A 25,460-nucleotide genomic window follows, 5' to 3' on the forward strand; every position below is an offset into this window, starting at 1 on the left:
GATCAGTCGAGCAGCAGCGCGGGCTCCTCCATGATGGCCGCAACGTCCGCCATGAAGCGGGCGGACAGGTCGCCGTCGACCACGCGGTGGTCGAAGGAACCGCCAAGGGTGGTGATCCAGCGCGGGATGACTTCACCGTCAAGCACCCAGGGCTTTTGCTTGATGGTGCCAAACGCCACGATGGCCACCTCGCCTGGGTTGATGATGGGCGTTCCGGTGTCGATGCCGAGCGCGCCGATGTTCGTGATGGTCAGCGAGCCGCCCTGCATGTCCGCGGGCTGCGTCTTGCCGGCCCGCGCCGTGGTGGCCAGCGCGTTCAACGCAATGGCCAGCTCCTTCAGGGAAAGGTTTTGCGCGTCCTTGATGTTGGGGACCATGAGCCCGCGCGGCGTGGCGGCCGCGATGCCAAGGTTCATGAAGTGCTTGACGATGATTTCATCGCCCGTCCAGGTCGCATTGACGGATGGGTTGCGGGCGGCGGCCCAGATGACGGCCTTGGCCAGGATCAGCAGCGGGGAGACCTTGATGCCCTCAAAGTCGCGCGATACCTTCAGCCGCTTGACGAATTCCATGGTGCGGGAGGCGTCGACGTCCACGAAGATGCTCACGTGCGGGGCCGAGAACGCGCTTTCCACCATGGCCTTGGCGGTGGCCTTGCGCACGCCCTTGACCTTGATGCGCTCCACGCGGGGGTCGTCGGCCAGGCCGGACCCGGTGGCGGGCGCCCAGAACGTGCCGGCGCCGTCCTGTTCGGCGGTGCGCTGGTCCTGGTAGCTGAGCAGGTCCTTCTTGGTCACCTCGCCGCGCAGGCCCGTGGGCGAGACGTCGGCCAGGTTGATGCCGAGGTCCTTCGCGGCCTTGCGCACTGGCGGTTTCGCCAGCACGCGGTTGGCCCTGGCGGCGTCGCGGGAAGCGGTCGACGCCGGCGCCACCGGCAGGGCGGCGACGGGCGCCTGCGCCGCAACGGGCGCGGGTGCCGCAGCCTGGACCACGGCGGGAGCCGAGCCGAGCCGCGGGCGGCGCTTGACGGCGTCGGCCTTGGGGCCCGAACCGACCAGCGGCTTCATGACCTCCTCCTCGGGGGCGGCCGCGGGGGCCGGCTCCGAGGGGGCAGCTTCGGGAGCGGCCGGTGCCGAGACGTCGGAGCCGATCGCGATGATGGGCGTGCCCACCTCCACGGTGTCGCCCTCGGCCACCATCAGCTGGGCCACCATGCCGGCGTACGGCGAGGGCAGTTCCACGATGGACTTGGCCGTTTCAATCTCCACGATGACGTCGTTGATGGCAACGACGTCGCCCAGCTTGACCTTCCAGGAGACGATCTCCGCCTCCAGCAGGCCTTCGCCCACATCGGGGAGCTTGAAGAAATTCAGGGTCGACATGTGTGGCCTTCCTAGTATGCGAAGGCGCGGTCCAACGCCTCCAGCATGCGATCGATGTCCGGCAGGTAGTGCTCTTCGACGCGGGCCACCGGGTAGGGCATGTGGAAGCCGCCCACGCGGATGGCGGGGGCCTCCATGGAGTAGAAGCAGCGTTCGCTGATGCGGGCCGAAATCTCGCCGCCGATGCCGCCAAAGGTGGGGGCCTCGTGGGAGACGATCAGCCGGCCGGTCTTCTTCACGGACGCCTCGACGGTATCAAAGTCGATCGGGGAGATGGAGCGCAGGTCGATGACCTCCACGCTGCGCCCGTCCTCGGCCGCGGCGTTGGCGGCGGCCAGGGCCACCGGCACCAGCGGGCCGTAGGCGACGATCGTGGCGTCGGTTCCTTCGCGGACCACATGGGCCTTGAACGGGTCACCGGGTGAGTTCTCCGTATCCACCTCGCCCTTGAGCCAGTATCGGCGTTTGGGTTCGAAGAAGATCACGGGATCCTTGCATTCCACGGCCTGCTGGATCATCCAGTAGGCGTCGTTGGCGTTGGACGGGGTGATGATGCGCAGCCCGGCCGTGTGGGCGAACAGCGCCTCCGGGGATTCGGAGTGGTGCTCGATGCTGCCGATGCCGCCGCCGTAGGGAATGCGGACGACGACGGGTGCGCTGAGCTGGCCGTCGGAGCGGGTGTGGATCTTGGCCATCTGCGTGGTGATCTGGTTGAAGCCGGGGAACACGAAGCCGTCGAACTGGATCTCGCAGATCGGCCGGTGCCCGCGCAGGGCCATGCCGATCGCGGTGCCGATGATTCCCGATTCGGCCAGCGGGGTGTCCATGACGCGGTGGGCGCCAAACTCGGCCTTCAGCCCCTCGGTGACGCGGTAGACGCCGCCCAGGGAGCCGATGTCCTCGCCCATGATGAAGCTCTTGGGGTCATTGGCCAGCGTGGCGCGCAGGCCTTCGTTGATCGCCTTGGCAATGGTCATTGTCTTCATGCGGCACCGCCCTGGGAGGTCTGGGAATCGGCATCGGCAAAGGACGCCTCGTACTTTTCGAACCAGGCCAGTTCCTCGGCCACCAGCGGGTGCGCCTCGGCATAGACGGTGGCAAATTTCTGCCGGATGTCCGCCCCACCCAGGGCCAGTGTGGCGCGGCGCACGTGGGCTGCCAGCTCGTCGCCGTCGTTCCTGACCTGCTCGAAGAAGGCGTCGTCGGCCAGGCCCTCGGCCCGCAGGTACGCCTCGAGGCGGGTCAGCGGGTCCTTGGCCTTCCAGGCCTCTTCCTCGGCGTTCATGCGGTACTTGGTGGGATCGTCGGCCGTAGTGTGCGCGCCGACTCGGTAGGTGGAGGCCTCGATCAGCACGGGGCCGTGGCCGTCGCGGGCGTGGTCAAGCGCCCACTGGGTCACGGCGTACACGGCCAGGACGTCGTTGCCGTCCACCCGGATGCCCGGGAAACCGTAGCCGCCCGCACGGTTGGCCAGTGGAACCCGGGACTGGACCTCGAACGGCACCGAGATGGCCCAGTAGTTGTTTTGGCAGAAGAACACCACGGGGGCGTTGTAGGAGGCCGCGAACACCATGGATTCGTGGACGTCGCCCTCGCTGCTGGAACCGTCGCCAAAGTAGGCCACGACGGCGGCCGGCTCGGTGGTGGGATCGGCCGCCAGGTCGCGGGAGATTCCCATGGCATAGCCGACGGCGTGCAGCGTCTGGGCGGCCAACACGAGGGTGTAGAGGTGGAAGTTCTTCTCGCGCGGGTCCCAGCCTCCGTTGGACACGCCGCGGAAGAGCTTCAGGAGATCGGCGAGGTCCAGTCCGCGGGTCAGGGCGACGCCGTGCTCCCGGTAGGTGGGGAACGCGTAGTCGGCGGGGCGCATGGCACGGCCGGAGCCGATCTGCGCGGCCTCCTGGCCCACCACCGGCACCCACAGGGCCAGTTCGCCCTGGCGTTGGAGCGCCGTGGCCTCGGTGTCGAAACGGCGCACGGTGGCCATGTCGCGGTAGAAACCGCGCAGGGCCTCGGAGTCCAGTGCGTCAACGTATGGGCCAAAGGTGGCGTCGGCGTGGCGGTTGCCGTCGGCGTCGAGCAGCTGGACCATGTCCGCCTCGCCCACCGCGTTGGTGTTCAGCACTCCGGCGGAGGTGCCGGGATTTGGACGCAGGGCGTCCCCGCCGTTGGTGCCGTGGCCGGACGTTTCCGTGCCGGTGGCAGATTGCTGGGCCGCGCCCATACCGTCTCCTCGTTTGCCAATTCGCGCGCGGGTCTTGGGCCCGCCGCATCGACTCGTTGGTATCGATATATGCCTCACCGGGAATGTATTCCGTTGAGTGCATATATTTCCATTTTCGAATTACAACTGTAGCCGTTGTCCCCGGCTAACCATGCCTTTGTTAATCGCTAGGAACGCCGTGGCGCTTTTGTATAGGAGGCACAGATCTCCAGGAAACGGGTATTGGCCTCGACCTCGCCGATGCTGACCCGCACGCCCTCCGAGCCAAACGCACGCACGGACAGCCCATGGGCATCGGCGAGTGCGGCAAACTCGGGGGTGTCGGGGCCCAGATTGAGCCAGACAAAGTTGCCTTGGGCATCCGGCACGTCCCAGCCCAGGGCGGCCAACCCGGCGGTGACGCGGTCCCGCTCATCGACGAGGCTTTGTACTCTTTCTACAACCTGGTCATAGTTGGCCAGGGACGCCACGGCCGCCTGTTCGGCGATGCCGGAGACGGCGAACGGCGTGGCTGCGGCCCGCAGGTACTGGGTGAGTTCGGGCTGCGAGACCGAGTAGCCAACCCGCAAGCCGGCCAGCCCGTGGGCCTTGGAGAAGGTGCGCAGGACCACCACGTTGGGGTACTTGCGGTACATGGCAATGCCGTCCACGACTTCCTCGTCCCGGACAAATTCCTGGTACGCCTCATCGATGACGATCACGACGTCGGAGCGGACGCTGCGGATGAACTCCTCGGTTTCGGCCGTGTGCAGCACCGGCCCCGTGGGGTTGTTGGGGGTGCACAGCAGCAGCACCTTCGTGTTTGCCGTGACGGCCGCGGCCATGGCCGGCAGATCGTGGGTGCCGTCGGCCTTCAGCGGGACCTGGACGCTGGCTGCTCCGGCCAGGCCAACGCAGATCGGGTACGCCTCGAAGGAGCGCCAGGCGTACACCACCTCATCCGGGGTGCCGTCGTCGTTCTGGCCGGCGAACGCGGCCAGGATCTGGTTCAACGCGCCCAGAGAGCCGGCGCCGGTGACGACGTCCGTGGCCGGGATGTCAAGGAAGTCGGCAAGGGCATTGCGCAACGCCGTGGAGCTGGTGTCGGGGTAGCGGTGAATGTCAACGTTGCCGCGCAGCACGTCCATGACGGCCGGCACGGGCCCCAGGGGATTCTCGTTGGAGGACAGCTTGAAACTTTCCAACCCCTCAACGGCCACCGGCGGCTTGCCCGCGGCGTACTTGGGCAGCCGGCCCACTACTGGGCGGGGGTGGATTCCTGAGGATTGGGCGCGGGATTCGTCGGTCATGTCCTCCAGCCTAAATCAGTGCGGGCACCAACGGGCGTACGCGGCATGCATCAACCGTTCTGTCCGCGGCGGACCGAACTGTGAAAGCATGGCACCATGCTAAGAATTGTGGTGCGAATACTTGTCAACGCGGTGGCCCTGTGGGTTGCCGGGTGGATCCTGCCAGGCATCGCCATCGTGCAAACAGGCTCCACCGGACTGGAAACCTCCAACGCGACGGTGAACACGGCGTTGGCCTACATCTTCATCGGCCTCGTGTTCGGCGTGGTCAATGCGCTGGTAAAGCCGGTCGTGAAGGTTTTGTCGCTGCCCGTCACCATCCTGTCCCTGGGCCTTTTCACGATTGTCATCAACGCGGCGATGCTGTGGCTGACGTCGTGGCTGAGCTCCTACACCCCCGTCCATTTCACGATTGACAGCTTCTTCTGGACTGCCATTCTTGCGGCCGTGATCATCAGCATTGTCTCCATGCTGGCCGGTGGCCTCACCAAGGCATCCAGGCGCCGCTAGCTGGTCCGGTCCACCGGGCGGTGGCAGCGCGGGAGCCCTGCTCATCTCAGCGGCCCTCCTGCCGTGCATTGTTGCCGGAGCGCACCTCCGTCCCTGGCTTGTTCCCTGTCCTGCCCGATTGCGGGTTGTTGACGTCCCGCCCTTGGTAGACGAACCTCGACACTGCGACGACGCCGCCCGCCGCCGGGGCCAGGAAAGCGTTGATGGCGTTCCGTGAGCCCTGGATGGCCGGATCGTCCACGGTCTGCAATGCGCGGGCGTCGGCAAGGTAGTTGTCCAGATCGTGGGCGTCCCCGAAGGCCTTCAACCCCTCGGATCCGTTGCCGGGGCGGTGCGATGTTGCCGTCACCCATGTGCCGGTGGCCGGCGATGGGCCAAAGTCCGCGGCCGGCACGATGTCGTTGCCGTTTTCCAGGTCCAGGACGTCGATGCCCGCGGCGACGTGTTGATTCTTGTCCGGGGCACCGGCAATCACGATCATCTTGACGTTGACGTCCGCCAGGAATGCGGGGTCGGCGGCCGCCGCAGCCGCGTGGATGCCGCCGCCGCTGTGGCCGGTGATCATGACGTCCTCTCCTGAAACCTCCCCGGCGTCCGCGAGCGCCGACTTGATGAGTTGCTGGATGAGCACCTCCTTTTGGGCAAAGGCGGTTTTCGACCCGGCAGTCATGCCCTCCATGTCGCCTTCGACGTCCCAGGGATTCCCGCCGTCCAGCGGCCACCACGACTCTGTTCCCGGCAGGTGCACAATCCATGCCCGCGTCCCGTCCGGGCGGTCGAGCCGGTCGACGCCAATGGACCCCGGTGGATAGCCGTAGGCATCCCTGCTGCCGGCCAGTACGCCCGCCGGGGTGGCTTCTACCGTTGCCGGCTCCCCGCCCAAGGGCGCCGACACGGCACGGCCCGGCTGCCATGGCGCCGTCGTGTCCCATTCGGCGGTCGGTACCCGCCTCAACTCCAGCTGTCCGGGCACGGTCATGCCCGAGGCATCCAGGAATTTGCGCAAGGCGACGGCCGGTGCCGCTCCGGCGGTCGCCGGGTCGGGCGCGCCGGGATGGGACAGAAGGTACGCGATCCCGGCGCCGGGCCCGGCCAGGCCCGCAAGATAGGCCGGCCCGTTGTTGAGCAGACTCTCCGCCTCGTCGCGCCACCCGTGCCTTCCGGCCGCGCCCCGCACGCCGAGTGCGTCCAGCCCGAGCTTGAGCGGGGCCAGTGGACCCCACGCCCAAACCTGGAATCCGTTTTCCAGCGCACCCAACCTGGCCTGTTGGGCTGCCCGGGCCGAATTGCCTGCCTCCGTCCGGGCATAGTTACGGGCGGCGACGGAGGCCTTGGCGGCAAGGTCTGCCGTTCCGGCCTGGGCGTGCATGGCCGCATAGAGGGCCGCCCGCAGCGCATCAGTCGCCGCGTAGGGGTAGGTGGCGGCACCGTCGCCGGCGTCGCACAGCCAGGACCATTCCGCCCTCAACCGGTCGACCATGGGCGCCAGTTCACTGCCCAGCCGGGCCAACCTTGCTCCCGCATCCGCAATCTCCTCCAGCGTGTACTGGATGGACCCGACTCCGCCGGTGACCGAGAACGTTGTGCCGGGCCCTTCACCCCCGGTCGTGGCGGTCATGGTGGCGGCCAGAAACTGCACGGGCCGGTCCCGCCGTCGAAGGCGGCCCCCATGCCGGAACCGAATCCCGGAGCCAGGTGGTGCGCGCCCGATTGGACCACTGCGGCGTTTGCGGCCGCCACGCTCCGCCCGTAGAGCCTTACCGCCGCGGCGGCGTCCTGGATGTCCAGCACGGCCCGGGCCGCGTTGGCCAGCTGCTCCGCCAAGGCGTCGCGGAAGGCGGTGGCGGCCGGCGACTTCCAATCGGTCACCGCCAGCGATCCCATCTCCAGCCGCACCGCGTCGACGTCCCCGGCAATGGCCGCAAGGCGCCGGGCCGCCGATTCCAGGGACTCCGGCGAAGGTCCCGGCTGCACCGACGAAGCCGCCGTCGTCGTCGAACTTGCAGCGGCGAAACCGCCCTGCAGACCCTCAATCCAACCGCCCATGGCCGCCTCTTTTCCTCCCGTATTTTTGAGCCTAGGCACGCCCGAACCCGGCCGACAGGCCAACCTCCCGAATTGTGAAGCATCCGGCCTGCGGCCCCGGCTGTGGAGGAGATGCCGGTTCGTGAAAGAATTGACCCATGTCTGAATCCGCTTCCGCCACAGCCCGCATCCCTTCCGGCCGCCTGTCCCTGGCCGCTTCCTCCGAGCAGATCGCCCTGGGACCCCTCGACGGCCGTTACTCGGGCGCCGTGGCGCCGCTGGTCGACTACCTCTCCGAGGCCGCGCTTAACCGCGACCGCGTGGGCGTGGAGGTTGAGTGGTTCATCCACCTGACCAACAACGTTGTACTGCCGGGCACCGAGCCGCTGACGGTTGAGCAGCAGGCCGGCCTGCGCGCCATCGTCACCGAGTTTGACGCAGCATCGGTCAAGGAACTGGCCGACATCGAAAAGGTCACCGTCCACGACGTCAAGGCCGTGGAATACTTCATCGGCAACCGCCTGGCCGCCCTGGGCCTGGAGCGCCTGAAGCCGCTGGTCCACTTTGGCTGCACCAGCGAAGACATCAACAACCTCTCCTACGCCGTGGGGGTCAAGGGTGCAGTGGAGGACGTGTGGCTGCCAGCCGCACGTGCCCTGGTTGCCAAGATCGCCGAGATGGCACAGGAAAACCGCGCCGTGCCGATGCTCTCGCGCACGCACGGCCAGCCCGCCACGCCCACCACGCTCGGCAAGGAACTGGCCGTCACCGCGCACCGCCTTTCCCGCCAGCTGGATCGCGTTGCCAAGACCGAATTCCTGGGCAAGATCAACGGCGCCACCGGCACCTACTCCGCCCACTACGCCTCCGTGCCGGCCGCCGACTGGGAAGCCGTCGCCAAGGGCTTCGTCGAAGCGCTGGGCCTGACCTGGAACCCGCTGACCACGCAGATCGAATCCCACGACTGGCAGGCCGAGCTGTACGCCGACATGGCCCGCTTCAACCGGATCCTGCACAACCTGTGCACCGACGTGTGGAGCTACATTTCCATCGGCTACTTCGCCCAGATTCCGGTCCCGGGCGCCACGGGTTCCTCGACCATGCCGCACAAGGTCAACCCGATCCGCTTCGAGAACGCCGAGGCGAACCTGGAGATCTCCAACGCTCTCCTGGACACCCTCGGCGCCACCCTGGTGACCAGCCGCTGGCAGCGCGACCTCACCGACTCCTCCAGCCAGCGCAACATCGGCGTCGCCTTCGGCCACTCCCTGCTGGCCATCAACAACGTCCTGGGCGGCCTGGGCCGGCTGGACACCGCCGAGGCTGTCCTGGCCGACGATCTCGACCACAACTGGGAGGTCCTCGCCGAGGCCATCCAGATGGTCATGCGCGCCGAGGCCATCGCCGGCGTCGAGGGCATGGAAGACCCGTACGAGCGCCTCAAGGACCTGACCCGCGGACACCGCGTCGACGCCGCCCGCATGCAGGAGTTCGTCTCCGGCCTGGGCCTCTCCGACGCCGCCCGCGACCGCCTGCTGGCCCTGACCCCGGGCACGTACATCGGCATCGCCGAGTCGCTGGTGGACCACCTGCAAAAGTAGCGCCACCACGCTTCGAACGGGCATTTAATGCTGATGTTGTTGACCGACATCAGCATTAAATGCCCGTTCGATTTTTAAGGGGACGACTGCGGCGCACGGGACGGGTACCCGCCAAGGCTCCGGCTCCTCAACATCCAATCCCCGAACACGCATCGGATGTTTTCGGATCCGCTTGTCCGAAGGCTTCCCCCAACTGGCACTATTTGCGCGTAATTTTGTGCTAATTTCCGCACAAGCTGTGAATAGGCTGATACGGTAACTGCGATACATCCGATGTTTAAGCGGATGTGAAGTGGGACGGCGCCGTCTTTGATCTTCGAATTCCCGGTGCTGCTCCTGACCAATCGCACACAAGGGGACATCACCTATGGTTTTCACGAAACCCGGACCGAACGCGGAACCGCCCAAACGGTCGCGCAAGACACCCGTAATAGCCTCGCTCGCAACCGCAGGACTCGTTGCCGCATTGATCGTGCCGGCCATGTCGGCCCAGGCTGCGGCCACGGATTCGCTGAGGGTCGGCTTCAACGGCTCCCTCGTCGGCACCACCGCCTACACCACCACGGGCACCGAGATCATGCACGGCGTGCTCCACCGGATCGACGGCGCGGAGACGCAGGTTGCCCAATCCGGCGTCAGGCTTGCCGGCGGAACACAGGGCATTCGCTACGACCCCACGGACTTGACGACGGGCACCGACAAGGCCGACAAGGGCTTCCTCGGCGAGGTCCGGTTCACGCCCACGGCCTCCGCCTCCATGTCCACGATCGTCTCCGCGGGCGGCAACTTCTACATTCGCTCCCAGAACGGCAAGCTCCGTTACGGTTTCGATTCCCTGTCCGGAACGTCGTCCTGGTCCACCCACATGCAGGAGGCGGACTACCCGGCCCTGAACCAGGAACACGCGCTGTCCTTCCACTACCTGCCCACCCCCTCCGGCGTCACGCTCTCGGTCATGCTCGACGGCGTCGTCCTGCCGGCCGTCACCAGCGACGCCCCGGCCCAGAACTCTCCCGGCCAGGGCTCCGCGTTCGTGTTTGGCAACGAGGTCAACTCCGGGGGCTCCAGCCGCGGCTTCACCGGAACCCTGCACGAGGTCCGCCTGGCCGCGGCCACCGCCGCGTTCAAGGCCGGCGACTTTGAGCTCCAGCCCAAGCCCGCCACCACCGACCTTTTGGATGTCGGGTACGACGGCGTTGCAACCGCGGGTGCCTACGCCCCCACCGCGTCCGAGCTGGCTCTTGGTTCGCTGAAGACCCGGGCCGGCACCGAAGTCATTTCGGGCGGCAAGATCACCCTCACGGGCGGCACCCAGGGCGTCGCTTTTACGTCCACCGATGTCTCCCTGGGAACGGCAAGCCTGGACAAGGGTTTCGTGGCCGAAACGGTGTTCACGCCCACTTCGGGACAGGTTGCCCAGGGCACCCTGATCGCCGTGGGCGGCAACTTCTTTGCCCGGTATTCGGCCAACGGCAGCTCCTTTGAGTACGGCTACAGCACCGATGCCGGCGGCAGTTGGGTGGACTTCAAGAACTCCATCGCCCTGCCCGCCGTGGACCAGGAACACACCTTTTCGATCGCCTACGCACCCACAGCGGACGGCAAGGTGACCTTGTTCGCCGGCATGGACGGCGTCGAGCTTCCCAGCGTTGAAGGATCTGGGCTCTCAACCCGCAACAGCGCCGTCACGCAGACCGTCGGCTTCGGCAACGACCTTGTTGGGGCCTCCGCCTCCCGCGGTTTCAAGGGTTCCCTGAACAAGACCCGCTTTGCCCTGCTGACGGACGGCTACAAGCCCGCCGCCTTCACCTACCAGGACATCGCCACGACGGCGCCGGAAAACTGCACGCCGTTGCTGGCAGACCCGGCCAACTACATTTCCGTCACGACCGCCGACTGCTCCGAAAACATCCTGGCCAAGTCCGCCCTGGTCCGCCCCACGCTGCCGCAGCTTGAGTGGCAGGAATCCCGCCAGACGGCGTTCCTGCACTTTGGCATCAACACCTTCTACGACCAGGAGTGGGGCAACGGCACCGAGGACCCGAAGCGGTTCAACCCCACCGATTTCGACGCCGACAGCTGGGTCAAGACGCTCCGGGACAACGGCTTCCGCCGGGCCATCCTGACCGTCAAGCACCACGACGGCTTCATGTCCTACCCGTCCCGCTACTCGAAGTTCACCGTCGCCTCCTCGCCCTGGCGCGACGGCAAGGGCGACGTGGTCAAGGAATTCACCGACGCCGCCCACAAGTACGGCATGCAGGTGGGCCTGTACATGTCCCCGGCCGACTCCAACCAGGAAGAGTTCGGCGTCTTCGGCAACGGCAGCGCCAAGAGCGAACGCACCATCCCCACGCTGGTGCCCGGCGATGACCGCGCAGGCAAGAACCTGCCCCAGTTCAAGTACCAGGCCACCGATTACGGCGCCTACTTCCTGAACACCCTGTACGAAACGCTGACCCAGTACGGCCAGGTCGACGAGGTCTGGTTCGACGGCGCCCAGGGCAACACCGCGAAGCACGAGACCTACGACTACCCCGCCTTCTACGACATGATCGGCAAGCTCCAGCCCAAGGCCGTGGTGGCCGTGGGCGGCAACGACGTCCGCTGGATCGGCAACGAGGACGGCACCGCCCGCCAAAGCGAGTGGAACGTGGTCCCCGTCAGCGTCCCCACGGACGGTGGCAAGATCAGCGCCGTTCCCAACGAAACCGATGCCAACCTCGGCGCCCGTGCGTCCGTCATCCAATCGGTGAAGTCCGGTGCCGCGAACAGCCTGCACTGGTGGACCGCCGAGGCCGACATGAAGCTCACGGGAGGTTGGTTTGCCCACCCCAACGACGTGCCGAAGACGCCGGCAGCCCTGTTGACCAAGTACCACGACTCCGTGGGGCGGAACTCGGTGCTGCTGCTCAACGTGCCCCCGACCACCACGGGCAAGTTTGCCCCGGCATCGGTCACGGCCCTGCAAGGTTTCTCAGCGGAGCGCCAAAAGACACTTACCGCGGACTACGCTCTGGGCCTCCCGGCCACCATCAACGGCGAGTCAACCGCGCTGATCACCGACGACAACGCCCGCACCGGTGCCAGCCAGGCCCTGGCCAAGGGCGGCACCGTGGGGATTGACCTTGGATCTCCGCGCGCAGTGGACCGCATCGCCTTGAGCGAGGACGTCCTCAACCACGGTGAGGCCGTGGAGAACTTCACGGTCGAGGCAAAGGTCAACGGCACCTGGACCAAGGTGGCCGACGTCGGCAACATCGGCGTCCTGCGCATCCAAAAGTTCGCCTCCACGGTGACGGCCCAGGAGTTCCGCATCACCGTCACCGCGACGCGCGCCCCCGCCTTCCTCTCCAACGTCTCCTTGTACGGGACCCTCGCCGCCGCCCCGGCAGCGGTGAAGGACCTCTACGTTGACTGCCTCGCGCCCGTTGCGGGCACGGGCACCCAGGACCGGCCGTTCAACTCCTTGGAGCAGTTCCGTCAGGCGGAGATCGCCACCGGCGCAACCATCCATTTCAAGGCCGGGACCAACTGTGCCGCCTCCGACACCCACTTCTGGGGATACGGCACCAAGGACGCTCCCGTCACGGTCACCACGTACGGTGACGGCGCGGCGCCGGTGATCGGTGGCAAGTCGCTGACGGAGACGTTCGCCAAGCTGGCCACCCAGGGCTGGGTTGTTGACGCTCCCGTGGCACCGGCTCCACCTGCGGTCGTCGTGGACGCGGCAACCGTGGAAGCCGGCAAGGCCTTGGGGCTCTCGCTCTCCGGATTTGTCGCCAACACCACGGTCACGGTGGAACTGCACTCCTCACCCGTGGAATTGGCCAAGGCCACCACCAAGGCCGACGGAACCGCCACCCTGACGGTGACGATTCCCGCCGACACGGAGGCCGGCACGCACCAGATCGTCGTCACGGCGGGTTCCGTCACGGCCACGGCACCCTTGTCGGTGACGGCGGCGCAGGCAACAACGGAGCCCACGACTGACCCGACGACGTCTGCCGGGCCGACGACGGATCCGAGCACGAGCCCGACGGCCACCACGGATCCCACCCAGGACCCGACAACGGAGCCGACCGGAACCGCGGATCCGACTGCCACGACGGACCCGTCGACGTCCGCGCCGGCCACGTCGACTTCAACGGCAACGGTCACCTCGACCGGCAGCGCGTCCGCAACAGGTAAATCAACAGCCGCGGCAACAACGCCGTCGACCGCTCCCGGCGGCGGTGGGCTGGCCAGCACTGGCGCCACGGCTTCGGCTGCGGGGCTGTTCGGCCTGCTGCTGTTGCTTGGCGGGGCCCTCTCGGTCCTGATGGTGCGCCGCCGCGGCAAGCGCGCCTAAGTAGAACTCCCGGGTTTCCCGGGCCCCGCGAATGGGCGGTTGATGCGCGGATTCCAAATCCGCACATCAACTGCCCATTCGCGGTTCGGTGGACCACGGCCCGGGGCTACGATGAAGCAAAGCGACTCCCCCGCCTCGCGGGCCGGCGTTCCAGCAAGGAGAACCATGAGCAGCAGAGCCCTTGTCCTCGGTGGCGGCGGGGTGAGCGGCATCGGCTGGGAAACCGGCATGATCGCCGGCCTGGCCGAGCGCGGCATCGACTTGCGCACCGCCAACCGCATCATCGGTACCTCGGCGGGACCCAGCGTCGCCGCGAAATTGACGTCCGGGACCTCCGCCGAGGACGCATATGCCGCACAGCTTGCCGACCCCGGGAACGAAGTTCCTGCAAAATTCGGGCTCCGCAACATACTAAAGCTTCTCGGCCCGCAGCTCCTGCCCGGCGACGACGCAGCAATAACGCGCCGGATCGGCCGCGCCGCACTGCGCGCCACCACCATCCCCGAGGCGGAGCGCCGCGCCGTGATCGCCGCACGCGTGGGCAATGCCGGCTGGCCCCAGGCCGAGTTGTTGATCACCGCCCTTGATGCCCAAACCGGGGCGCGCCGTGTCTTCGACAAGGACAGCGGAGTGTTCCTGGCGGACGCCGTCGCCGCCAGCTGCGCCGTCCCCACCGTCTGGCCGCCCGTCACGATCGGCGCGAACCGGTACATCGACGGCGGCTCGCTCTCGGCGACGAACACCGACCTTGCTGCCGGGTGCGACATGATCCTGGTACTGGCTCCCATCTCCATGGCGCTGAGAAAACGCTGGTCGGTGGCCGGGCAGCTGGCCGCCCTCGGCCCCGGCGTCCGCTCACTCGTGCTGTCCCCGGACGCCGCCGCAAAGAGTGCCATGGGCAGGAACTCCCTCGACCCCGCCGTTCGGGCCGCCGCAGCCACGGCCGGCCGTACACAGGCGTTCTCGGTGGCCGAAGAGGTCAAGCGGCTGTGGGGTTGAGTTCCTGGGAAGCGTGGGACTGAGCGGCTCGGTTGAGGGGGACCCAATTGCCCTTCGGGGCGGGTGGTGGACGTGTCAGTAGGGATAGGCCCACCTGTATTCATCGCGCCCCACCCACAAATCGCAAGCCTTGCTTGACCCGCCCCAGACGCCCCGGCAACCGGGCATGGGCTGCTCAACGACGTCGCCGTCGTCGTTGGTCTTGAAGAAGCGGGGACTGGCAAAGAAAACGTTCATGAACAGTTCGCAGTCGCAATAGCCGCCCTTGCCGGCCAACCTCCGCTCCAGTGCCGTTGCCCGCGGAGCGGACAGTTCCCGGTACCGCGACACCCACCGGTGACCGTCGCAGCCAAATTCGAGCATTCGATAGACGTAGCAGGCCACGCATTCATGCGGTCGCGGCCGGGTCATGGCCTCCGATATCTCCCGCAGTTCCGCATCCATGCCGGTGGCCGCGTTGTCACCGCCAGAGACGCCGGGACTGCCCGGCACCATCCCTTCCATTGGAGCTCCTTTCCTAGGACTCCATCCTTTCCACTGTTGGGGCACCCCAACAGCCCGGAAGGCTGATTTGTGGGCGGATCCTGGAGCTACCGGGGCTGTGGAGGAACAGCGGCAGCGTGCCCGGCCCGGCGGCCATCCTGGAACGCGACAATCCGCTCCAAACCCTCACGGACGGCGTCGTACCCAGAGGCAAAACTGAGCCTGACCGTGCCGCGCCCGCGGACGGTGTCAAAGTCCAGGCCGGGCACCACGGCGACACCCGCGGATTCCAGCAGGGTCGAACAGTACGCGGCCGAATCGGCGAAGCCGTCCATGGCCGCACCCAGTTCCGCGTATAGGTAGAAGGCTCCGTCGGCCGGGGCCGCACCGCCCCAGCCCAGGCGGTCCAGGTTGGCCAAGAGGTAGGCGCGGGAGCGGGCAAAGTCGGCCACAAAGGCGTCCGCCTCGGCATACGATTCCGGGCTGAACGCCGCCACGGCCGCCAGTTGGGCCGGGGCCGGCGGGCACAGCGCCACATTGCCGGCGAGCGCATCCACCGCGTCCACGAGGTCGTCGGGCACGATCGCCCAGCCCAGTCGCCACCCCGTCATGCCCCAGTACTTTGAGAAACTGGAAATGACGACGCCGGCGCGGTCCAGTTCCCAGGCGCACACGCCGCGGGTGTCCGCGGATCCGGCGGCCGGGTAGGTGATGCCGTGGTAAATTTCGTCGCTGACCAGCCGGACGGAATTCGCGGCACACCACAGTGTCAGGTCATGCAACTCGTCCCGGGTGACCATGGTGCCCGTGGGATTCGCCGGGGATGCCAGTACCAGCCCGGACAACGGCCCGTGTTCGCGGGCGGCGGCATCCAGCTGGGCGGGCGTTGGCTGGTAACGGCTCTCCGGCCCGCAGTCCAGTTCCACCACCTGGATGCCGAGCGCCCGCAGGATGTTTTTATAGGCCGGGTAGCCGGGGCGGGCCAGTGCCACCCGGTCGCCGGCGTTGAACGCTGCGAGGAAGGTCAGCAGGAAGGCGCCGGAGGATCCGGTGGTCACGGCCACGTTCCGCTCCGGCACGTCCAAGCCGTACCACCGCTTGTAGTGCCCCGCGATGGCGTCGCGCAGCTCGACTATGCCCAGCGGCGCCGTGTACGCCAGCGGTGTCGCGGAGGCGTGGAGTGCCGCGGCCGCCGCGGACACGGCCGACGGCGCTCCCCCTCCAGGCTCCCCCGCGCAGAACGAGATGACGTCCCGCCCGGCGGCACGCAGTTGCGCAATGCGCGCGAGGATGTCCATGACGGCGAACGGCGGCACCTGGGCCCGGGCAGCCACCGTGAGGCGGCCCGGGCCGGACAAACCAGCCCCGGACGGACCAGCCCCGGACTGACCAGTCCCGGACCCTCCCGTCACGAAAGGCCCGTCCCGATCACGGGGATCCCGGTGGTGGGGAAGGAACTGGGGAACACTGTGGGCACGGCCACGGGGGCCGGCGCCAGCGGCACGGTGACGGCCTGCCCGGCATGTACCCGCACCAGTTCGCCGCGCACGTCCACGGTGAGCGGGTCGGCGTCGGACTCGTCCTGCAGGTGGAAGGTGATGGCGTCCGGCGTCAGGTCAACGGACAAGGTGGCGCCGTGCACGAGCAGCTTGAAGGACAGCCCGTCCCAATCGGCGGGCAGCCGGGGGTCGAAGTGGAGGTGCTCGCCCTGGTCGCGCATGCCGGCGAACCCGCATACGAGGGAGCTCCAGATGCCGCCGGCAGAGGCGATGTGGACCCCGTCAATCGTGTTGGTGTGCGTGTTGTCCAGGTCGATGAACACGGCGTCGGTGAAGTGTTTGAGGGCCGTGCGCGCATACCCCACCTCGGCGGCCATGATGCCCTGCACACAGGCGGACAGGGTGGAGTCGCCCGTGGTGATGGGGTCATAGAAGTCGAAGGCGCGCTGCTTTTCCTCCGCCGAGAAATCCTGCCACTGCAGGAACATTGCCAGCACGGTGTCGGCCTGCTTGAGCACCTGGTGCCGGTAGATGACCAGCGGGTGGAAGTGCAGGAGCAACGGGTATTTGGAGCGCGGCGTGGACCAGTCCCACGGCTCCAGGGTCATGAAGTCGTTGTCTTGGCTGAACACCTCCAGGTGCGCGTCGAAGGGCAGCGACATCCTGTCCGCGGCTTCTCCCCACACCAACCGTTCGGATTCCTTGACGCCGGCGGCGTCGCCCAGGGCTGCCGCGGCCCGGAGGTTGAAGCGGGCCATGACGTTCGTGTAGAGATTGTCGTTGACCACGGCCGTGTACTCGTCGGGGCCCGTGACGCCGTGGATGTGGAACATGCCGTCCTTGCCGAAGAAGCCAAGGGACGCCCACATGCGGGCCGTCTCGACGAGCAGCTCGGCGCCAATCTGCTTCTGGAAGTTCGGATCGGCGGTGGCCCACTCGTAGCGGTTGGCGGCGAACGCGATGGCCGCGGCAATGTGGAATTGGGCCGTGCCGGCGGCGTAGTAGGCGCTGGCCTCCTGGCCGTTGATGGTGCGCCAGGCGAACAACGCCCCGTCCACGCTCAGTTCAGTGGCCCGGCGCCGGGCGGCGGGAAGCATCCGGTGCCGGGACTCGAGCACCTGCCGGGCCGCCCCGGGATTCGTGTACGTCAGGTACGGCAGGAGGTAGATTTCCTGGTCCCAAAAATAGTGGCCCTCATATCCGGAACCGGTCACGCCCTTTGCGGGGATGCCGGAGACCCCGGCACGTGCCGTGGCCTGGGCCAGCTGGAACAGGTTCCAGCGCACGGCCTGCTGCAGTGCCGGCTGCCCGCCCAGCACCACGTCGGAGGTGGCCCAGTACCGGGCGTAGTGCGCGGCGCTGTCGGCGAAGATCTCCGCCACGGTGGAAAGGGCGTCCTCGGCGTCCTGGACGAGCCGTTCGCTGTGGAGCGCGTCGGCGCCGTTGACGGCGTAGCTGACGGTCTTGGCCAGGACGAACCGCTCGCCGGCGTCAATGGCCAAAACGTACCTGACGCTCGATTCCTCCTCATCCACCAGGGTCTCGAACGGCTGCTGTTCGGGGGTGACGCAGTGGTCCACGGCCACGGCCACGCGCTGGCGGGACGCGGCCGTCTCCCACAGGAGGCGCAGTGAACCGTCGGTGCCGTGCATTTGCACGGGCACCAGCACCCGGTCCGCGTGGCGGCCGGGACGGCGGGGGTCGTGGGCGGATTGATCGGCGGCCGGGCGGTCCTGCCGGTTTACGACGGCGGAGGTGACGTCGGCGGACACCTCACGGTCCGTGATGATGGACAGTTCAATGCCCAGGACGCCCCGCGAGTCGAAGCCGACGGCGCGGCGTTCCAGGGTGGTCACGGTGGCCCCGGAGCGGCAGCCCCAGGTGATGGCCGATTCGTACAGTCCGGTAGCAAAGTCCACGCTGCGCCGGTAGTCGAGCACCGTGGATTCGGCCAGCGACAGGAGCTCCCCGTCGATGCTGACCGTGAAGTTGTTGGCGTCGGGCACGTAGACAATCCGCTGCCCCGTCCGGGCAAAGCCAAAGGCGTTTTCGGCGTGCTTGATGTCCCACACCTCGTGGAAGCCGTTGATGAACGTGCCGGGAAGCACGCCGTCACCGCCGACGCTCCAGGCGCCGCGCATGCCGAGGTGGCCGTTGCCCACCACCATGAGCGTCTCCAGGGTGCCGTCGTCGGCGGGGTCGTGGGACGTTTCCACCAGTTTCCACGGGTCGCAGGGGAAACGGACGGGATCGGAGCTGATCAGTGCCATGGGCAGAGTTTATCCTTCGGGACGTGCGTTAGAGGAGGTCGGAAAGGTCGTCGACGACGAACGTGGCGCCGGCGTCGAGCAGTGTTTGGTGTCCGGCGCCGCGGTCCACGCCAATGACGGCACGGAAGTTGCCCGCGCGCCCGGCCTGGACTCCTGACACGGCGTCCTCGACCACCACGCACTCCGTGTCCGGGATGCCAAGGAGCTGTGCGGCGTAGCTGAACGTGGCCGGGTCCGGTTTGCCGGGAAGTCCCACGCCGGCGGCAACCTGGCCGTCCACCACCACGGGGAAGTAGTGGTCCAGCCCGGCGGCGGCCAGCACGGCGGGGGCGTTGCGGCTGGAGGAGACCACGGCGAGCTTGATGCCGCGTTCCAGTGCCGCCTCGACGAGCCGCACCGAACCGGGGAAGGGCTGTACGCCTTCGGTCTCCACGATGGTGTTGAACACCAGGTTCTTGCGGTTGCCCAGGCCGTGGACGGTGTTGTTCGAGGGGTCGTCGTCGAGCGGGCCCTCGGGCAGGGTGATGGAGCGGGACGTCAGGAAGTCCCGCACCCCGTCAAAGCGCGGTTTTCCGTCGATGAAGTCGAAGTAGTCACTTTCCCGGTAGCCCTGCGGATGCCCGGTGGCGGCGAGGAAGCCGTCAAAGAGTTGCTGCCAGGCCTTTTCGTGGACGACGGCGGTGGGCGTCAGCACGCCGTCGAGGTCGAAGAGCAGCGCCGCGGCGCCCTCCCAGGTTTCAGTCTGTGTTTTCATGGCGGGTCCTTGTCAGCGTTTCCGTCGTGTGGTTTTGCGTTCAATGAGTTTGGTGGCCATCAGGTGATGGCCCGGTTCGCCCAGGCCGGCGGGGTTTTGCAGGCGTTCGCAGAGCAGGTTTGCCGCAAACGCGCCTTGGTCGGCCACGGGTTGGGACATGGTGGTCAGGCCCATGAACCAGCTCATCGGGTGGTCGTCCAGCCCCACGATGGAGACGTCCTTGGGGGCGGACAGGCCGTGTTCGCGCAGGGCCATCAGGGCGCCGAATGCGGCCTCGTCGCATTCGGCAAAGATGGCGCTGGGCAGGGTCCGGTGGGCGATCAGCTCTGTCATGGCCCGGCGCCCGCCCTCGATCGAGGAGTCCGCGCACACCACCAGGTCCGGGTGCACCGTCAGGTCGTTCTCCGCCGCGGCCCGGTTGAATCCCTTCAGCCGGTCCGCGGAGGTCTGCACGGAATTCCCGTTCAGCTCGCGGCCGGTCAGGACTCCAAGGTTCCAGTGGCCCAATTCCAGCAGGTGGCTGGTGGCCAGCCATGCGGCGTGCTCGTTGTCGATGCCGACGTTGTCCCACGGCACCCCCGTCATGCCCAGGCTTGCCACGGCCAGGCCGCTGCCGGCCACCTCGGCGATCTCCTCCGCGGTCAGGTCGATGTTGAGCAGCAGCACCCCGTCCACCCGCTGGGCCAAACCGGCGAGGTCGCCCAGGATCCGCTGGCGGACGCTGGGCGAGTTGCGCAGGCTGATCAGCACGGTGTCGAAGCCGCTGTCGGCAAACACCTCCTCGGCCGCCTCCACCACCTGGGCAAAGAACCAGGCCGTGGCGGTGGGGGCGATGATGGCGATAGAGCCGGTGCTGCCGCCGGCCAGTCGGGACGCCGCGGAGGACGCCTTGTAGTCGAGTTTTTGCGCCGCCTCGGCGACCAGGCGCTGGGCCTTTTCGGACACATTGGGCAGATTCCGCAGTGCCCGCGACACCGTGCAAATCGACAATCCGGACAACACGGCAACGTCTTGAATTGTGGCGCGTTGAGTCTTAGCCATGCGACACGTACCAGCCCTTTCCAGCCAAGAAATTCGGTGGCGATGTCGCACCGTCATCGACAACTGTAAGCGCTTATATTTTCCGAATCAAGCCCCGCGGTTCCGGGCGATCCGGGGGCCTCGGACCATGCGCACGACACACCGGGTTCGGCTCCGCAGCCACGGTGTGGGCGCGGGCGCCGCCGGCGTGTCGCGCGCAGGGGAAAAGCACGTGGCAAACCCGGTGCGGAACACCGGCATAGGCTTGTCCGGTGAGTGAATTAATCGAGCACCTGCCCCGCGAACTGGTCCAGCCCATCATCCTTCTGGTGGACCGGGAGGACCCCGCCGACGAAGGCCACGGAATCGCAGCCGCCGCACTGGCGTCCGTGCAGGCGTTCCTGCGGGATCCGCGAAATCCGGATTGGCGGGAGTGGGCGGAGGGCGCCTTTGCAAAATCGGTGCGCCGGGCCGACGCCAAGATGTTTGCCAAGGTCCTGGCGGCATTCCCCGAGCACGTCCTGGCCACGTCCGGACCGGCCAGCGCTGCGGGGCTGGCTCCCGTGCCGGCCGACGCCCTGCCCAAGCTGCTGGCCAAGTTGCAGGTTTCGGGCACGCAGCTGCCCGCCGGCGAGCCGTTGGCGCCGCAGCCGCTGACCATTGTCCTGAACGATTCCCTGGGCATGTCGACGGGAAAGTCCGCCGCACAGGCTGCCCATGCGCTGTTTGCGTGGTTGTTGGAGGCCGGCGAACCGGCCGTTGAGGCCTGGACGGCCGCCGGTTTCCCCGTGGGGATTGTGCGCGCGGGCCCCCGGGAATTCCGCAAGGGGCAGCGGAAGTCCGCCGGCCCCGTGATCCAGGACGCGGGCCGCACCGAGATCGAGCCCGGCTCCACCACGGCCTATGTGGTCACCGAGTTCTAGCCGGCCCGCGCAAAAGAAAAGCACGACGGCGGAACCTGGGTTCCGCCGTCGTCCTTGCTTAGGTGCCTAAAAGGAAATTACTCCGCGGCGGCCAGCTGGCCGCAGGCGCCGTCGATTTCCTTGCCGCGGGTGTCGCGCAGCGTGGTGGGCACGCCGGCGTCGATGAGCCGGTCGATGAATTCCTGCATGACCTCGGGCTCGGAGGAGGTCCAGATGGAGCCGGGGGTCGGGTTCAGCGGAATCGGGTTCACGTGGACCCATCCGCGGCCCCGCTGGTTGAGCTTCTTGGCCAGCAGGTCCGCACGCCACGGGTGGTCGTTCATGTCCTTGATCAGCGCGTACTCGATCGACACGCGGCGGCCGGTGACCTTGTAGTAGTTGTACGCCGCGTCCAGGGCGTCGTCCACCTTCCACTTGTCATTGACCGGGATCAGCTCGTCGCGCAACTCGTCATCCGGAGCATGCAGCGACAGGGCGAAGGTGATGCCCAGGCCCTCTTCGGCCAGCTTGTTGATGGCCGGCACCAGGCCCACGGTGGAGACCGTGATGCCGCGGGCGGACATGCCCAGGCCCTCGGGGCCGTCGGCCACCATGCGGTGCACGGCGTTCATGACGCGCTTGTAGTTGGCCAGCGGCTCGCCCATGCCCATGAAGACGATGTTGGTGACGCGTTCGGCGTCGTGCCCGCCGTCGCGGCGCAGGTGGCCCAGCCCGCCCTCGGCGATGACCCGGTTGGCCTGGACGATCTGGTCAAGGATCTCCGCGGTGGACATGTTGCGGGTCAGTCCGGCCTGGCCGGTGGCGCAGAACGGGCAGTTCATGCCGCAGCCGCACTGGCTGGACACGCACAGGGTGACGCGGCCGGTGTAGCGCATCAGCACCGACTCCACGAGGGAGCCGTCAAAGAGGCGCCACAGGAACTTGATGGTGTCGCCGTTGTCCGTGGTGAGGCGCTTGACCTCGGTCAGCAGCTTCGGGAACATGGTGTCCACGATCTCGGCGCGGCGGTCCTTGGGGAGGTCGCTCATGAGCTCGGGGTCTGTGGTGTAGTGCTGGAAGTAGTGCACGGAGAGCTGCTTGGCGCGGAACGCCGGCAGGCCCATCTCCTTGAACTTCTCCTCGCGCTCGGCCAGCGTCAGGTCGGCCAGGTGCACCGGCGGCTGGGATACGCGGGGGGACTTGAACTGCAGCAGCGGGCGTCCGCCCGGGTCCTTCGCCTGCTTCCAGCCCTCGGTGGCAGGCATGACCTGGGCCGCACGGCGGGCAGGACGTGTCTTGGTGGCTGTCGCGGCAGAAGCGTCGACGGCGGGGCTGGGAGTGTTTTTGGGGGAAGTCATCCTTTCCATTCTCCACTACCCGGCCCGCCATGTCCCGTCTTGGCCGCGAAGATCACATTATTCACACGATCCGCCCGCGCCGGGCATGCGCGTGCGCCCGGCCGCAGGATCAAGGCCGGGCGTGATCAAGACCGGTCAATCGACGAACTCCGACTGCGTTTCGATGAAGTCCCACTCGCGCCGCGTCAGGGTGCCGTTGGCCATTTCGCCACCGGCTGCCAGCACGGCCGCCGCCACATGGTCCGGCAGGACATCGGCGTCGGCGTTCTCGCGCAGCCACTCCTTGGCGCCCATGTCCAGCTCAAGCCACCACAGATGAATCTCCATTTTTGGCCACCCCCTTGGATGTCCTTCAACGCTATGCCTGTTGCGTGCCGGGTTCAATGGTTGGAAGCCTTGACCAAGCTGTTGCATTTATCAATGTATTTATCAACTATCATGGAGTCATGGCATCAACCCCGCACATCAGCCGCTACTGGTCCTGGCACCCTGATTCAACCTCCGCCAAGACCGCGGTGGAACGCGTCTACGGCAGCGTCAGCGCCGAGATCGTGGATGGCGGCCTGCCCGGCGGGACGCTGATCACCGAGGGTGAAATGGCCGAGCGCCTAAGCGTCAGCCGCACGCCCGTCCGCGAGGCGTTCCTGCTGCTGGAATCGCAGGGCCTACTGCGGCTGTTCCCCAAAAAGGGCGCCGTGGTGACCACCCCCAACCCCGCGGAAACCGCCCAGCTGCTACAGGCGCGCATCATGCTTGAATCCCGCGCCGTGGAACTCCAAACCGGCACAGGCCCGTCCGCCACCTCGGGCGACCTTGCCACCCTGCTGGACATCCAGCGCGACGCCGCCGCACGCCTTGACGTGCCGGCGTTTGCCCGGGCGGACCACCAATTCCATGCCCGCGTGGTGGCCGGCTCCGGCAACCCGATCATCGATGACTTCTACGCCCAGTTGGGGCCGCGACTGGCCCGGCTAACCTGCCTTACGGTGCGCGCCAACACCGCCGAACTGCAGCGCTTCGTGGCCGAACACGCACAGCTGGCCGAGCTCCTGGCCGCGGCGGACCACCGCGGCTACGAGGCCCTCCTGCAACGCCACGTCACCGCCAACTAGCCCGGCTCCGCACACCCCCCCCGCAGCAACCCCGCAGCAACCCAAAGGACAGTGATTTCCATGCGCGCCGCCCGCGCCGCATCCTGGCTTCGTGCCGCTCCCGCAGTTTTCGTCATGGCCTGGGGAGGGAACCACTTCACTCCCCTGCTCAGCCTCTACCGCGAGATCGGCCACTACTCGGTCATGAGCGTCGACCTCTTCCTGGCCACCTACGTCCTGGGCCTTGTCCCCGGACTGCTGCTGGCGGGCCCGCTCTCCGATCGGTACGGCCGCAAGCCGCTGACCGCCGTCGGCGTCATCCTGGGCATCGCGGCCAGCATCATCCTGGCCCTGTTCTTCCGCAACGAACTGCTCATGTGCGCCGGACGCATGCTGGCCGGGGCCGGCGTCGGAATTGGCATGGCGGTGGGCACCAGCTGGCTCAAGGAACTCTCCACACCACCCTTTGATTCGGCCGCCGATGCGACCGCAGGGGCCCGCCGACCGTCACTGGCCCTCACGCTTGGCTTTGGGCTGGGCGCCGGGGCATCGGGCGCGTTGGCGCAGTGGGGTCCGTGGCCCACCACCACCCCGTATGTGCTGCACATTGTCCTGAGCCTCGCCGCCCTGGCGGCCCTGGCCAAGGCGCCGGAGACGGTTAGTGCCGGCAGGCCAACCACGTCCCTGCTGGCCGATCTCCGCGTCCCGCTGGCCGGCCACCACCGTTTCCGCAGGGTGGTGTTGCCGGCCGCACCGTGGATCTTCGCGACGGCCGGCGTCGCCTATGCCGTGATCCCCATGCTGGAAAGCGCCCGCCTGGGCACCATGCAGCTGGGCTACGCCACCCTCCTGACGGTGCTGACCCTTGGCACCGGCGCGCTGGTGCAGCCATTCACGGCGCACATCAACAAGGCCACCAACGGCCGGGCCGTGCTGGTGGGCATGGCCGCCATGATGGCCGGCCTGGTGATCGCGGCCGTCAACGCCCACTACCTCTCGCTCGTGGCGGGTGCCGTGGCCGCGATCATGCTGGGCGCCTCCTATGGGATCGCGCTCGTATCGGGACTCGTCGAGATCCAGCGGATCGCCACGGGCCGCGATCTGGCCGGGCTCACCGGCGTCTACTACAGCCTCAGCTACATCGGCTTCCTGCTGCCCATGGCGCTGGCGGGCCTGGCCGGCGTCGCCAGTTACACCGTGCTGCTGGGGGCCGTGGCCGTGCTCTGCCTGGGCTGCCTGGGACTGGTCGCCGTCGGACTGCGCCGCACCACGGCATAGCCGCCTCAGCAGGCACCGCCGCGACTATTTCCTAGACCGCCAGTGAGACCAGCACCAGAACGACGGCGATCAGCGGGAACGTGAGCTGGGTCAGGGCCGCGCGCGCCTTGGACGGTGAGGAAATGAGCAGCACCAGTCCAGCGGCCAGCATGGAACCGCAGCCGGCCAGGATGAGTGCTGCGCCAACGCCGTGGTGCCCGGCGGCCGCGGCGATGATGCCGGCTACCGCCATCAATGCCAGGAACAGGTTGTAAAACCCCTGGTTGAAGGCCATTTCCTTGGTCGCGGAGGCCTCCTCGGCGGTGGTGCCGAAGGTTTTGCGGGTGGCCGGGTCCGTCCAGCGCACGGATTCCAGCACAAAGATGTAGATGTGGAGCAGGGCGGCCAGACCGGCCAGGACCAGGGCTGCAGTAAGCATCGAGTC

At 67.4% G+C, this 25,460-nt stretch carries 21 protein-coding genes; 7 read left to right on the forward strand and 14 right to left on the reverse strand.

Annotation, left to right across the window (positions count from 1 at the left end):
• Positions 1-2: 2 nt before the first annotated feature.
• The 4 genes from AL755_RS21300 to AL755_RS21315 all read right to left on the reverse strand — a co-directional run bounded on the left by AL755_RS21300 (position 3) and on the right by AL755_RS21315 (position 4,895).
• Positions 3-1,382, reverse strand: coding sequence for a dihydrolipoamide acetyltransferase family protein (locus tag AL755_RS21300; protein WP_054012727.1), 1,380 nt, complete (start codon positions 1,380-1,382; stop codon positions 3-5).
• A gap of 11 nt (positions 1,383-1,393) precedes the next feature.
• The gene (locus tag AL755_RS21305; protein ID WP_054012728.1) at positions 1,394-2,368 is read right to left on the reverse strand and encodes an alpha-ketoacid dehydrogenase subunit beta; all 975 of its coding nucleotides are present in this window, start codon (positions 2,366-2,368) and stop codon (positions 1,394-1,396) included.
• Positions 2,365-3,606: a pyruvate dehydrogenase (acetyl-transferring) E1 component subunit alpha gene (pdhA, locus tag AL755_RS21310; protein ID WP_237762573.1), complete on the reverse strand. Its 1,242-nt coding sequence runs from the start codon at positions 3,604-3,606 to the stop codon at positions 2,365-2,367. Before pdhA ends, AL755_RS21305 begins: the two co-directional genes overlap by 4 nt.
• Positions 3,607-3,773: 167 nt before the next feature.
• Complete coding sequence (locus AL755_RS21315; protein WP_082369483.1) at positions 3,774-4,895, reverse strand: histidinol-phosphate transaminase; 1,122 nt, start codon at positions 4,893-4,895, stop codon at positions 3,774-3,776.
• Positions 4,896-4,991: 96 nt separating this feature from the next.
• Here AL755_RS21315 and AL755_RS21320 point away from each other — a divergent pair, with 96 nt between their 5' ends.
• Positions 4,992-5,405: a phage holin family protein gene (locus tag AL755_RS21320; protein ID WP_054012730.1), complete on the forward strand. Its 414-nt coding sequence runs from the start codon at positions 4,992-4,994 to the stop codon at positions 5,403-5,405.
• 46 nt (positions 5,406-5,451) lie between these two features.
• On the opposite strand, the gene AL755_RS21325 is transcribed toward AL755_RS21320, so the two are convergent.
• Both AL755_RS21325 and AL755_RS21330 read right to left on the reverse strand, forming a co-directional pair.
• A complete protein-coding gene (locus AL755_RS21325) occupies positions 5,452-7,023 on the reverse strand; it encodes a hypothetical protein (RefSeq protein ID WP_150117202.1) in 1,572 nt (523 codons plus the stop codon).
• The gene (locus AL755_RS21330) at positions 7,020-7,451 is read right to left on the reverse strand and encodes a WXG100 family type VII secretion target (protein ID WP_054012732.1); all 432 of its coding nucleotides are present in this window, start codon (positions 7,449-7,451) and stop codon (positions 7,020-7,022) included. Before AL755_RS21330 ends, AL755_RS21325 begins: the two co-directional genes overlap by 4 nt.
• Positions 7,452-7,588: 137 nt before the next feature.
• Here AL755_RS21330 and purB point away from each other — a divergent pair, with 137 nt between their 5' ends.
• The 3 genes from purB to AL755_RS21345 all read left to right on the forward strand — a co-directional run bounded on the left by purB (position 7,589) and on the right by AL755_RS21345 (position 14,381).
• Complete coding sequence (purB, locus tag AL755_RS21335; protein WP_054012733.1) at positions 7,589-9,031, forward strand: adenylosuccinate lyase; 1,443 nt, start codon at positions 7,589-7,591, stop codon at positions 9,029-9,031.
• Between the two features lie 367 nt (positions 9,032-9,398).
• A complete protein-coding gene (locus AL755_RS21340; protein WP_150117203.1) occupies positions 9,399-13,382 on the forward strand; it encodes an alpha-L-fucosidase in 3,984 nt (1,327 codons plus the stop codon).
• 165 nt (positions 13,383-13,547) lie between these two features.
• Positions 13,548-14,381 (forward strand): patatin-like phospholipase family protein, encoded by an 834-nt coding sequence (locus tag AL755_RS21345; RefSeq protein WP_054012735.1) that lies wholly within the window; start codon positions 13,548-13,550, stop codon positions 14,379-14,381.
• A gap of 75 nt (positions 14,382-14,456) precedes the next feature.
• Here AL755_RS21345 and AL755_RS21350 read toward each other — a convergent pair whose 3' ends face one another.
• The 5 genes from AL755_RS21350 to AL755_RS21370 all read right to left on the reverse strand — a co-directional run bounded on the left by AL755_RS21350 (position 14,457) and on the right by AL755_RS21370 (position 20,428).
• The gene (locus AL755_RS21350; RefSeq protein WP_054012736.1) at positions 14,457-14,885 is read right to left on the reverse strand and encodes a DUF2695 domain-containing protein; all 429 of its coding nucleotides are present in this window, start codon (positions 14,883-14,885) and stop codon (positions 14,457-14,459) included.
• A gap of 86 nt (positions 14,886-14,971) precedes the next feature.
• Positions 14,972-16,222, reverse strand: a complete 1,251-nt coding sequence (locus tag AL755_RS21355; protein WP_445290486.1) for an aminotransferase class I/II-fold pyridoxal phosphate-dependent enzyme — start codon at positions 16,220-16,222, stop codon at positions 14,972-14,974.
• A 50-nt stretch (positions 16,223-16,272) separates the two neighbouring features.
• The gene (locus tag AL755_RS21360; protein ID WP_054012737.1) at positions 16,273-18,633 is read right to left on the reverse strand and encodes a glycoside hydrolase family 65 protein; all 2,361 of its coding nucleotides are present in this window, start codon (positions 18,631-18,633) and stop codon (positions 16,273-16,275) included.
• 28 nt (positions 18,634-18,661) lie between these two features.
• On the reverse strand, positions 18,662-19,387 hold the full coding sequence (locus AL755_RS21365) for an HAD family hydrolase (RefSeq protein ID WP_054012738.1): 726 nt from the start codon (positions 19,385-19,387) through the stop codon (positions 18,662-18,664).
• A gap of 12 nt (positions 19,388-19,399) precedes the next feature.
• On the reverse strand, positions 19,400-20,428 hold the full coding sequence (locus tag AL755_RS21370) for a LacI family DNA-binding transcriptional regulator (protein ID WP_054012739.1): 1,029 nt from the start codon (positions 20,426-20,428) through the stop codon (positions 19,400-19,402).
• A 251-nt stretch (positions 20,429-20,679) separates the two neighbouring features.
• On the opposite strand from AL755_RS21370, the gene AL755_RS21375 reads away from it, so the two are divergent.
• Complete coding sequence (locus tag AL755_RS21375; RefSeq protein ID WP_054012740.1) at positions 20,680-21,330, forward strand: peptidyl-tRNA hydrolase; 651 nt, start codon at positions 20,680-20,682, stop codon at positions 21,328-21,330.
• A gap of 77 nt (positions 21,331-21,407) precedes the next feature.
• On the opposite strand, the gene rlmN is transcribed toward AL755_RS21375, so the two are convergent.
• Positions 21,408-22,667: a 23S rRNA (adenine(2503)-C(2))-methyltransferase RlmN gene (gene rlmN, locus AL755_RS21380; protein ID WP_054012741.1), complete on the reverse strand. Its 1,260-nt coding sequence runs from the start codon at positions 22,665-22,667 to the stop codon at positions 21,408-21,410.
• Between the two features lie 135 nt (positions 22,668-22,802).
• The gene (locus AL755_RS21385) at positions 22,803-22,994 is read right to left on the reverse strand and encodes a hypothetical protein (RefSeq protein WP_054012742.1); all 192 of its coding nucleotides are present in this window, start codon (positions 22,992-22,994) and stop codon (positions 22,803-22,805) included.
• A 119-nt stretch (positions 22,995-23,113) separates the two neighbouring features.
• Between AL755_RS21385 and AL755_RS21390 the strand changes: the two genes are divergently transcribed.
• On the forward strand, positions 23,114-23,779 hold the full coding sequence (locus tag AL755_RS21390; RefSeq protein WP_160318947.1) for a GntR family transcriptional regulator: 666 nt from the start codon (positions 23,114-23,116) through the stop codon (positions 23,777-23,779).
• A 60-nt stretch (positions 23,780-23,839) separates the two neighbouring features.
• Positions 23,840-25,036, forward strand: a complete 1,197-nt coding sequence (locus AL755_RS21395; RefSeq protein WP_054012743.1) for an MFS transporter — start codon at positions 23,840-23,842, stop codon at positions 25,034-25,036.
• 31 nt (positions 25,037-25,067) lie between these two features.
• Here AL755_RS21395 and AL755_RS21400 read toward each other — a convergent pair whose 3' ends face one another.
• Complete coding sequence (locus AL755_RS21400; RefSeq protein WP_054012744.1) at positions 25,068-25,454, reverse strand: DUF1304 domain-containing protein; 387 nt, start codon at positions 25,452-25,454, stop codon at positions 25,068-25,070.
• Positions 25,455-25,460 lie beyond the last annotated feature (6 nt).

This window comes from Arthrobacter sp. ERGS1:01, assembly GCF_001281315.1.
Lineage (GTDB): Bacteria > Actinomycetota > Actinomycetes > Actinomycetales > Micrococcaceae > Specibacter.

Coding starts and splice junctions, on each gene's coding strand:
- AL755_RS21300 (WP_054012727.1), bottom strand. CDS start 1,382: ATGTCGACCCTGAATTTCTTCAAGCTCCCCGATGTGGGCGAAGGCCTG.
- AL755_RS21305 (WP_054012728.1), bottom strand. CDS start 2,368: ATGAAGACAATGACCATTGCCAAGGCGATCAACGAAGGCCTGCGCGCC.
- pdhA (WP_237762573.1), bottom strand. CDS start 3,606: ATGGGCGCGGCCCAGCAATCTGCCACCGGCACGGAAACGTCCGGCCAC.
- AL755_RS21315 (WP_082369483.1), bottom strand. CDS start 4,895: ATGACCGACGAATCCCGCGCCCAATCCTCAGGAATCCACCCCCGCCCA.
- AL755_RS21320 (WP_054012730.1), top strand. CDS start 4,992: ATGCTAAGAATTGTGGTGCGAATACTTGTCAACGCGGTGGCCCTGTGG.
- AL755_RS21325 (WP_150117202.1), bottom strand. CDS start 7,023: ATGACCGCCACGACCGGGGGTGAAGGGCCCGGCACAACGTTCTCGGTC.
- AL755_RS21330 (WP_054012732.1), bottom strand. CDS start 7,451: ATGGGCGGTTGGATTGAGGGTCTGCAGGGCGGTTTCGCCGCTGCAAGT.
- purB (WP_054012733.1), top strand. CDS start 7,589: ATGTCTGAATCCGCTTCCGCCACAGCCCGCATCCCTTCCGGCCGCCTG.
- AL755_RS21340 (WP_150117203.1), top strand. CDS start 9,399: ATGGTTTTCACGAAACCCGGACCGAACGCGGAACCGCCCAAACGGTCG.
- AL755_RS21345 (WP_054012735.1), top strand. CDS start 13,548: ATGAGCAGCAGAGCCCTTGTCCTCGGTGGCGGCGGGGTGAGCGGCATC.
- AL755_RS21350 (WP_054012736.1), bottom strand. CDS start 14,885: ATGGAAGGGATGGTGCCGGGCAGTCCCGGCGTCTCTGGCGGTGACAAC.
- AL755_RS21360 (WP_054012737.1), bottom strand. CDS start 18,633: ATGGCACTGATCAGCTCCGATCCCGTCCGTTTCCCCTGCGACCCGTGG.
- AL755_RS21365 (WP_054012738.1), bottom strand. CDS start 19,387: ATGAAAACACAGACTGAAACCTGGGAGGGCGCCGCGGCGCTGCTCTTC.
- AL755_RS21370 (WP_054012739.1), bottom strand. CDS start 20,428: ATGGCTAAGACTCAACGCGCCACAATTCAAGACGTTGCCGTGTTGTCC.
- rlmN (WP_054012741.1), bottom strand. CDS start 22,667: ATGACTTCCCCCAAAAACACTCCCAGCCCCGCCGTCGACGCTTCTGCC.
- AL755_RS21385 (WP_054012742.1), bottom strand. CDS start 22,994: ATGGAGATTCATCTGTGGTGGCTTGAGCTGGACATGGGCGCCAAGGAG.
- AL755_RS21390 (WP_160318947.1), top strand. CDS start 23,114: ATGGCATCAACCCCGCACATCAGCCGCTACTGGTCCTGGCACCCTGAT.
- AL755_RS21395 (WP_054012743.1), top strand. CDS start 23,840: ATGCGCGCCGCCCGCGCCGCATCCTGGCTTCGTGCCGCTCCCGCAGTT.
- AL755_RS21400 (WP_054012744.1), bottom strand. CDS start 25,454: ATGCTTACTGCAGCCCTGGTCCTGGCCGGTCTGGCCGCCCTGCTCCAC.